Origin of the sequence: Candidatus Vampirococcus lugosii (assembly GCF_018420025.1) — a bacterium.
Classification (GTDB): domain Bacteria; phylum Patescibacteriota; class Gracilibacteria; order Absconditabacterales; family Absconditicoccaceae; genus Vampirococcus; species Vampirococcus lugosii.
In genome coordinates, this window is the sequence record NZ_JAEDAM010000036.1 from 1 (window position 1) to 10,597 (window position 10,597).

At 19.9% G+C, this 10,597-nt stretch carries 8 protein-coding genes; 1 reads left to right on the plus strand and 7 read right to left on the minus strand.

What is annotated here, in order from left to right; all coding sequences use genetic code 25:
• The 6 genes from VAMP_RS03230 to VAMP_RS03255 all read right to left on the minus strand — a co-directional run.
• Positions 1–1,116 (minus strand): ATP-binding protein (locus tag VAMP_RS03230; RefSeq protein WP_213349178.1); only part of this gene is annotated, 1,116 nt, incomplete at its 3' end.
• Between the two features lie 180 nt (positions 1,117–1,296).
• A complete protein-coding gene (locus VAMP_RS03235) occupies positions 1,297–2,523 on the minus strand; it encodes a glycosyltransferase family 4 protein (protein ID WP_213349181.1) in 1,227 nt (408 codons plus the stop codon).
• Positions 2,524–2,761: 238 nt separating this feature from the next.
• A complete protein-coding gene (locus VAMP_RS03240; RefSeq protein ID WP_213349184.1) occupies positions 2,762–3,949 on the minus strand; it encodes a zinc ribbon domain-containing protein in 1,188 nt (395 codons plus the stop codon).
• A gap of 139 nt (positions 3,950–4,088) precedes the next feature.
• Positions 4,089–5,504 carry a methyl-accepting chemotaxis protein gene (locus tag VAMP_RS03245; RefSeq protein WP_213349187.1) on the minus strand — a complete coding sequence of 472 codons (1,416 nt, stop codon included), beginning with the start codon at positions 5,502–5,504 and terminating at the stop codon, positions 4,089–4,091.
• A gap of 269 nt (positions 5,505–5,773) precedes the next feature.
• Positions 5,774–6,097 carry a hypothetical protein gene (locus VAMP_RS03250; RefSeq protein WP_213349189.1) on the minus strand — a complete coding sequence of 108 codons (324 nt, stop codon included), beginning with the start codon at positions 6,095–6,097 and terminating at the stop codon, positions 5,774–5,776.
• A 175-nt stretch (positions 6,098–6,272) separates the two neighbouring features.
• The gene (locus VAMP_RS03255; RefSeq protein ID WP_213349191.1) at positions 6,273–6,962 is read right to left on the minus strand and encodes an alpha/beta hydrolase; all 690 of its coding nucleotides are present in this window, start codon (positions 6,960–6,962) and stop codon (positions 6,273–6,275) included.
• A 481-nt stretch (positions 6,963–7,443) separates the two neighbouring features.
• On the opposite strand from VAMP_RS03255, the gene VAMP_RS07075 reads away from it, so the two are divergent.
• A complete protein-coding gene (locus VAMP_RS07075) occupies positions 7,444–9,162 on the plus strand; it encodes a tRNA nucleotidyltransferase/poly(A) polymerase-related protein (protein ID WP_213349193.1) in 1,719 nt (572 codons plus the stop codon).
• Between the two features lie 81 nt (positions 9,163–9,243).
• On the opposite strand, the gene VAMP_RS03265 is transcribed toward VAMP_RS07075, so the two are convergent.
• A partial coding sequence (locus VAMP_RS03265) for a hypothetical protein (RefSeq protein WP_213349195.1) occupies positions 9,244–10,597 on the minus strand: 1,354 nt, incomplete at its 5' end.

Genomic DNA, 10,597 nt, shown 5'->3' on the forward strand with positions numbered 1-10,597 from the left:
TTTTAAAAGAGGCTTTACTTCTCTATCAATATTTGTTTCATCTAAATGGAAACACACTTGTATATTTGTATCTGTATCAGGCAAGTAAAAATCTATCTCATTTTCATCTTCTTTATAAAATACTTTATTATATTTTGTTTTTAGATTTAGATAAATAAGATTTTCAAAGTTTTGTCAAAGATTGTCTATATATCAAAATAAAGTTCAAAATCAAAAATTATATAGATATTTATTTGAAGTTTTTTTATAAAAATTGTTTATATCTTCAACAAAAAATATGTTTTTTAGATATTCATAATAATTATAGATAGTATTTTTTCATATCTTAATTCATTGAGATTGTAGATTATTGTATATTTTAATAAGATTTAGTCTTTTGGTATTTGAAAGTATTATTCTTTTTATCAGATACCTTATAGCTTTTTCATTTTCTATACTATATCTTTCAGTTAGGTCTTTATAAAACAATATATCAAAATATATTTTTAAAAGCTCTGTTTTTACCATAGAATTTTTAGATATGACAAGCTCAGGAAAGGTTCAATATTTTAATATATCATTAAAAACTGATTTTATATATCACCTTGTAGAAGAAGAATATTTTTTTTCTTTTTTTATATCTTTAAAATGAAGTATTTCATTAAAATCAAGAGGATTTACAAAGTATTCATACACTCTTCACCTAAATTCAGTTACTAACTCACTTGATAATAATTTTGAATTTGAACCTGATATAAAGATTTGATATCATTGAGTGTATAATTGCAATACTAATTTTTGAAAATTTTCTATATCTTGAACCTCATCAAAAACAAGTAAGGGTTTTTTATTGTTTCCTAAAGAGTAGTAGCTTTTTATTATATCTTCAGGATCTACCTTATCTCATGCAAATATTGAAAAATCTATAAAAACTACTTGTTCTATTGAGTATAAATTTTTATCTATAAGTTCTTTTATAAATTGAAACATAAGATAAGTTTTTCACACCCTCCTAGGTCATATAAAAGAAACTATTTTGTTTAATTCTAAAATTTCTTCCTCAAAACTATAATTTCTTTTTTTTAGTTTAAGATTTTTTAGCTTTTCTTGATTGTCTTTTATGATTTGAGAAAACATTTTGTTATTTATAAGTAAATAATTAAATAGAGTTCTATTCTTTATCTATAGATAATATAATTATTTTTAAAATAAAATCAACTTTTTTAATATTCTTTTATATAATAACTCCATTTGCTATTTTTTATAAAATATAATTTTTAGCAAGTATACTTGTTAAAAATAAAAATATAAAGTTTTTTATCTATTAAATAAATTATAATATTTTTTTATATTTTCATTCCAATTAAATTTTGTTTCTATAATTTTTTTATTTTCTCTAGAATAGTTTTCTTTTTTATCTAAACTATTTATTCATGCTATAAGTCATTTTTTAAGCTCTTTTAAACTATCATTTTTTAATAATATACCATTTTTATTATCCTCTACCACTTCTTTAGCTCACTCGTAAGGAGTAGAAACTATAAAACATCATAAATTCATAGCTTGTAATAGAGTAGTTGCAAGTCATCAACCAGGACTTGAGGTATGAAAATGTATATCAAATTGTTTTTGTAAATTTATTGCTTCTTGAAAAGATTTTCATCAAGTAAAGTACACTCCAGGGTGCTTTCTCTTGCTTTGCAATTCACCTTGTAACTTATTTTCAGTATCTATTTTGTTTAATCTTTCAAAATCTTCTCATTCACCAACAACTACAATTTGTATTTTATCTTTAATATTTTCATCTAAATCATAATAAGCCTTTATTAAGGTGTCTATATTTTTCCACTTATAAAGTCTTCAAATAAATCAAACTATTATCTTACCAGGATAGCTTTCTTTTAGATTTTCAACTTTTTCATTACTTTTCAAATCAAACTGCATTCATCTATATATAACTTCCACTTTTTTATTTATAAACTCTTTTTGTACAAAATCTTTACAAGCATTACTAACTCAAACTAGCTTGTCTGCTTTCTTAAATATCCATTTTCAAATTATTTTATCATATATCTTAGCTATAAAACTTTTAAATTTACTATTTAACTTCACATAATCACTTCCATGCTCTATATGACACCATTTTAAATTATTTTTTCTAGCAAATAATCATCATATCAAACTTGTTAAGAAAAATCTTGTTCTTGTTATAACTATATCAGTTTTTTTTGTTTTTAAATATTGTTTGATAAGTTTATATTCCTTTGACCATATCTTATACATTGGGAAATTTGAAATTATCTCAAAACTTGGAACTATAAGATTTTCAACTCATTTTTCTATATATCATATAGATTTTCATTCAAAAGTTATTTGATTTTCTTTAGATATCTTATCTTTTTGATCAAAATCAGTGATAATATTTATAACATCTCAAAAATTATTTTCTCTATACTTTTCTCAAAACTGTTTAGCATGAGTTTCAAGTCCTCACTTATGTGGAGGAAAATAGGGTAGAAATTGGATGATATTCAATCTTTTCATATTTTATTATAATATTTTAAACACTTTTTATATATATATTTTTTCTTTAAAATCAATTTATATTTAAGAATAATCTAATTCTAAATTATATTTTTTAGCTATCTTTAAGTAAATTTAATAATTTTAATATTGTATAAATTTCTCAAAATAGATAATCAAATTCGTCAAAAGTATCTTGAAAATTATTTTTAATGAGAAGTTTCAAACTTTTCCAAAAGATTATTTATTATAGTATAAATTATTTTTTATCCGTCAAACTATTTCAACAATTTGAACAAAAAGGCATTCATTGTACAGTATATTTTTTGCAATGAGGACAAGCAATTTGTATTTCATAAGAACAAAGAGCACAATATGGTTTTTTTATATCAACATGATTTCAACAATTTGGACATTTTTTGTCTGCTACAAATCTTTTTATAATATTTTCTTTACTATAAAGTCTTTTTTGTATTTTATATACTATAAATCAAAAAATTCAAATTATAAAAACTGGCCATATAAATTGAAGTAAATAAATAATAGGTTTGAATGCAGTCAAAAAATCTACTATATATTCAAAAATTCTATGAGGAATTATATCCCATAAAAATAAAAGAATAACTTGTAATAAGATAAATCCATAAGCAAAACTTGCAACTGAAAATATTATAGAATAAGGACTATTTTCTTTTTTTAATTTTGAATATAGTTTATAAACTATCAAAAATATTATAATTGAAAATATAAAGCTCAATATAGCTATATATATTCTATATACAAGATATGCTTTATCATATTCTTTTTCTACTCTTTCTATTTTTCCTCTTAATTTACTTATTACAACACTATTTTTATCTATCAAATTTGTTATTTGATTTTCTTTATCATTAATAAGATTTTTATTTTTTTCCAAATCATGATAAAGTTCTTGCAGTTTATATTGTATACTTCATTTATCATATATTTTATTATCTTCGTTGGCTATATCTTCAGTTAAAGAAGTATCATAATTTTTATTTGTATTTGAAATATTATTTTCTATATTTTCTTTTTTTCTTTCAAGATCATTTAATTCTTGTTTCAATTCTGTTATATTTTTATAATCATTTATTAATTTATCATATTCACTTGTAAAATCATATTTAGGTTTTGAAGAAATTAATTTGTAGTTTGAACATTCCAAGTTATTAGAGTAATAATTCCAATAATTTTTGTTTTCAAATGTATTAATCATTCTTTCTATGCAAAAAGGTAGATCTTGAGGTTTATCTGGTATATCTTGTATTATATTTATAGTCCATTGTGAAGTTGATATAATAGCAAAAAACATAAGAAAAAGTAAAAAATATCATCATTTAGTAGTTTGCTTCTCAGTAAGTTCTTCTCATATATTATGTTTGATATTTGTTTTAAAAATATTCTTAATATATTTTAACATCTTCATAATATTTAATTATATAAAATATATATTTTTTATATAAAGATATTTATTTTTTTTTCAAACTAAAATTTATTATAAAAAATATTAATATAAAAATAAAAACTCATATGTTAAGTGTTATATGAGTTTTTAGATTAATATTTTATTTTAATTCGTCTGTCAATACTGATAAATGTTTAATAATTCATTCTTTTTTTGCATTTAAATCTGTATTAATATAGTCATATATTTCTTTTAATAAGTCAAGATCTGGAGATTTTGAATATTTATCAATTTTATCTTTTATTGCTTTTGCCATAGAATGAAATTCTTCATGCTCAGATAATAAATTTTGATAAGTTCAATTTTTAGACAAATTATTCATATAAGGTTCAATTTCTCAAGAATACAAAAACTTTCATAAATTACAACTCTTATGATCAGATACTTCAAAATCACTTTGTCATAGTATGAAATTATTAAATTTAATAATAAACATTAAATGTTCAAATTTAGCTATTTCAATTTGTGATATTGCTAAATCAAGTCATTCCAATTTTTCATGATAAAAATTTCTTAAGTCAGAAATTAATTGATGCAATATAGTATTCATTCATCAAATTTTTGAACTAAGATTTGTCAAAAGTTTATCTACATTAGATAATATAGTATCTAATTCATCTTGTATAGTATTATCATTAATTAAATCTCATATATTAGATTCTATCTTTTCAGCTTCTAATTTTGATTTTTCTATAGATTTATTTAAGTCTTTTATAGATCATTGAACCAAATTTCATGCAAGTTCAGAAATTTCTCTAGTTTCATTTGCTATAACAGAGAAACCTTTACCTTCATCTCATATTCTTGCAGCTTCAATAGAACCATTTATAGAAATTATTTTAATTTGTTTAGATATTTCTTGTACTTTTTCATTATTTCATACAACACTAGAAAAAAGAGCTAAATCTTCGTTTAATTTATTAAGAGAATTTTGTAATGCAGAATTTATAAAATCTTTTTGATTTATAACTCAATTTTTGGATAATTCTACCATTCAACTTGTCATTTTAAGAGATATTCATAATTCAGAATAATATTCAATTAATTCATATAAAGACATTAAAGATTCTCTAAGTTTATTAATATGATTTATTTCTTTTACTTCAGAAGTAATATCAGTAAATATTCATATATAATATTTTTTACCTCAAATTTCAATAACATTTGAACTAGATCAAACTATTCTATCTCAAGCTGGAACTGTTGCATTTCTCATACTATCTCAGGGTTTAAGATTAGATAATTTAGTTGCCGATCTTTTTGGTGTTTTATGAAAATCGTGCATTGAAGTTTTTCAATCTATAATATTTACTCAAGTAGCATCATAAATAATTTTCCTACCTATAGCATTACTTTTAACAATTATTCAAGTTTCAAGGTCTTCTACAACAAATATTCATTCACTTTTTAAAACATCAAAAATAGAATAAGCAAGATCTCTTTGTAATTTTGTCTCTTCTAATTCTTCTTTCAAATTTGAAATATTTTTAGTATTTGATAAAGTATTTAATACCATAATAAAATTTATGTTATATATATAAAATATAAAAGTAAATTCTTATAAATAATAAATTTTAAAAGTCAATATTTTTTTGACTAATCTTCTGCACCTAAATTAGAGAAAAGAGTGAATAATGAATGTCTACTAATTTCTGATAAAGAAATATCTTTTGTTTTCAAAAATCACTGTACTATTATCTTTTATTAGTTTAACTGAATCTTTTTTGTAATTATATGTAAGTTTATATAACTTATGATAATATAATAAAAATATATTTAAATTTATTAGTCAATCCAAAAGTTGTTTGAACAATAATCACATTTGATATATGATTCTTTTTTACATTTTTTTTGAATTTTTGCTCAACAATTAGGACAAATAATATTATTTAATTTAGTATTATTTTGTTTTGATGACTTGGTAAAATATTTCAATATAATATAAGGCATTCAAAAAAAAGAACTAATAACTAATCAACCCAAAACGACTTCAAATTCTGATTCTTCTCATAGAATAAAAGCTATAAAAAATAATAAAGAAATAAATAAGCAAATATAGAAAAGTATTTGTAATATAATTATTATCGTATTTTTTATTTTGATTCACATATTTAATTTTATTAATTAGAAGTATAAAAAAAATTATTATTTACTAATGAATTTATAATAAAATTTTTGAAAAATACAAGAAATAATAAAAAAACTTGCAAAATAAAAATGGCGAACTATTTGCTAGCTTATTTTTTTTAGATTAAAAGTTTGAAACTACAAGTATTGAAATTCTTTACTTTATATTTTCTATTATTTTTTCTTGAAATAAAGGAGAAGACCAAATATTATTATGTCCTTTATTTTTAATTAATATATATTTTTTATCTTTACTAGGAACTTTTTCAAATAATTTTTTAGAAAATTTGTTAGGTATTACTAAATCATTGTCTCAATGAAGAATTAATAATGAGCCTTCATAATTTTGTAGGTATTTAATGTTATCAAATTTTTCTTTCAAAAGAATATTGGCAGGATAGATAATATATTTTGATTGAACAAGATCAACTAATTTTCAAAAAGGTGTAGTTAATATTAATTTATTTACATTTCATATACTAGCATGATAGCTAGCAGGACCAGAACCAATACTCTCGCCATAAATAATTATTTTTTTGTATCATTTTTCTTCAATGTAATTTTTAATATTTATAGCATCTTTAAGAATTAAATTCTTGGATGGTCTAACTGTATCATTTGAATATCATGCATATTCAACAAAAACTAATGAGGCATTTGATTTTTCAAATATAGATTTGAAATAACTTCTATCACAAGCTGATCATGCATTTCAATGATAGTAAACAATGACTTTATCTTTATTATTATTCTTGAAATAAAATCTTGTTCCATTAAAATTTATTTTTTCATATTCATTAAATCCATCACATTTATCAAAATCTTGATTATTTGGATAATATAACATTGTTTTTTGATTAAAAAATAATAACATACCAATTATTATATAAATAATTGTAATTAAAATAAAAATAGAAACTAATATTTTTGTATACATAATAATACATTTAGTAATTTTTATAAAAAGTGTTAAAATTTATTTATATAATATATTTTTTATAAAAATTTTCAACTTAATATCTTTTCTTATTAGTAGATATTATGGTGGAAATAAAAAAGTTAAATATATTTGTGGAATTAAAGATGTTAATATAATAGAAATTTTAAAATAAAAATATTTTTAGTTTAAAATTGTTTATTACTAAGTTTCTGCATTAAAAATGCACTGAAATTAATTTTTGGTATTTTTAAATTAAAAAATATAAAAAAATATAAAAAAATATTAAATTGCAAGACTAATAAATTTCCTCTTGAAATATGATATATAAATAGATATATTATTTATTGATAATAAGAAAATTATTTTTAAACTAATTAATTTTATAAAAATGCTTAATTTAGATTGAATTAATATTTTGGATAAACATTTTAAATATTTGAAAACAAAGATAAATAAAGAAAATATTTTTATAGTTTGATGAAGTATTAGAGATATACTTTTGGATATTGAAAAAGATCCTAAAGATATAGATATTACAACGGATCAAGATCCGCAAACTATATTTTCTCAAATAAAACAAGAAGAAATTTCTATTTTTAAAACTGATAAATTTGGTACAATAACTATTGTTCCCAAATGACAAGATTCAAATATTGAAAAAGTGAAATATGAATTAACTCCATTGAGAAGTGAATGACAATATGATGATTTTCGTCATCCTTGAAAAATAAATCGAACAAATAATATAGTTTTAGATAGTAAGAGAAGAGATTTTACAATAAATTGTCTTTACTATTTTAGTATTGATTTAGATTATATAAAACCTAATTATAACAAGATAAAAGATGAATTAGATTTAATAAAAAAATTAAAAAAAAATTGAAAAGTTTTTCTTTTAGACAAAAATATTTTGATAATAAAAGATAAAGAATTGATCAATAAATTATTTCCAAATGCTAATCTTGATATAGAAATTTTGAAAGATATTATAAAAAATAATTCTTATAATATAAGTAATGATTTTGTTGATAAAAAAAATATAAGTATAATAATAGATCCTTGGTGAGGTATTGAAGATATATTAAATAAAAAAATTAAAGCTGTATGAGAAGCAGATTCTAGATTTCAAGAAGATGCTTTGAGAATTATAAGATGAGTTAGAATTCCAAATATATTAAATCAAAAAATAAAAAAAGATAAAAATAAAATAAAAGAAACTATTTTTTTTGATTATGATTGAGAAACTTGGGCTAGTATGAAAAAAAATTATTTCTTGGTACAATTTATAGCAAAAGAAAGAATTAAAGATGAAATAATGAAAGTTTTTATTGCTGATAATCCTTTTGGATTTGTTGTATTGCTTGATGAATTAAATATATTAAAATATATATTCCCATATTTGTATATGACAAAAAATAATAATCAACCTGTAAGATATCATGCATTTGATACTTATGCTCATACTATTTTGTGTTTTTATAATATACAATTTATAAATAAAGATCCTTTAGTTAGATTTGCTATGTTATATCATGATGTAGGTAAACCGGATCAATATTACTGTTCAAGTTTATTGGATAGAGAAGAAAGAAAAAAAATACATTCTATGCGAATAAACCATTCAACTTGTTGAGCAGATATGACATTACAAGATTTTAAAAAATTATGATTTTCCAAAAAAGAATGTGAAACTATTAGTTTTTATGTAAAAGAACATTTATTGGCTTGAGAAATATTGTCTTGAAAAGAAAAAAATATTATTAAAAAAATAAAAAAATTATTATCATCAATATGATACAAAAAATTACAAAATTTGATAGATATATGTATAGCAGATAGAAGATGACAATATAATCCTCTCCAGTTAGAAAATGTAGATGTATTACAAAATTTAAAAAAATTAATTGATGAAATATATGAAAAACAATGAGAATTTACACAAAAAGATTTAAAAATTGATGGTAATATCGTGATTGAAGAAATGCAAATAAATCCTTGACCTCAAGTATGAATCTTATTACAAAAAGCTTTGAATTGGGTAATACAAGATATTGATAATAGAAATAATAAAGAAATAATAATTGAATATTTAAATAAAAATATGTAATCTCGATAATGATATAATAAAAATATAAATAAATTGAGATAAATAAAAATGAGATTTTGAATAATAAGAAAAAATATTTTTTTATAAAGAATTATTTATAATATTTAATTCTTCAATTTTTTCTTTTTGATATTTTAGTTGTCTATATAAATCATCTAAATCTTGATTACAATTATATTTATTTTCTTCACACCATTGTATATCAGCTTTTAAAATATCTACCATTCTTTTGGCATCTTTTAGTTTTTGTTCATCATTACGATTATCTTTTCAAGATACAAAATCAATAATTTTTCAAACTTTTTTACCTACATCTTTTGATATTTTTTCAATTCATTTATCTATATTTAATAATTTTCAAGGTCTTAAATTTTTTAGTTTATTTCAAAATTTTTCAATTTGTAATGATAGCTTGGGAGATATTTTGTATACCATATTACTAACATTTGACACCATAGTTCAAACAGTATCAATAGTTTTATCTACTGGATTATTTTTTAAAAGTTCATTTGCAATTCCATTTAGATATCAAGTAACTTTTGCTTGTACTTGTGACATACCTTTATTTTCATAATTTTTTATTTTATCTTTTATAGTTTGAATTTTTTGATAAGTGTTAAAAACTTTCAATAATTTTGATCAATTTTTTGTTTTTTTGAGATGATTTTTTATACTTTCTTCATTAAGATATTTATTTTTTATAAATTGTTCAGGTTTATCTATAATATTTTTTATTTTTATAATTTTTTCAATTTCATCTTTATTTTTTGATTTTAAATTTTTAATAAATTCTTGTTGTTTTTTATTTTTGTATTCATCAGCTTTTTTTCTTACAAATTCTTCTGGATCATCTTGAAATTTTTTATAATCATCATATATTAATGACCAGTATTTTTCCTTTCTTTTTAAATCATTATTTTTTGATTTTAAATTTTTAATAAATTCTTGTTGTTTTTTATTTTTGTATTCATCAGCTTTTTTTCTTACAAATCCTTCTGGATCATCTTGAAATTTTTTATAATCATCATATATTAATGACCAGTATTTTTTCTTTCTTTTTAAATCATTATTTATTTCTTTTAATTCATTTGAATATTTTCTCAAATCATTTTTAATTTCATTTATATTGTTCTTTCAACTTTTAATAATTTTAAAAAGTCAATTAGAATTTTGAAAAACATTTTTAATTTTTTCTTCATTATCCAATATTTCTTCTATTTTTAAAGTTCAAGTATTTATTTTTTTTATAATTGAATCTATATCTTTGATACCATCATCAACTTTATTAAAAATATTGTCCAATTCATTATTTGCATTATTTTCATTATTTTCATTATTTTCATTATTTTCATTATTTTCATTATTTTCATTATTTTCATTATTTTCATTATTTTCATTATTTTCATTATTTTCATTATTTTCATTATTTTCATTA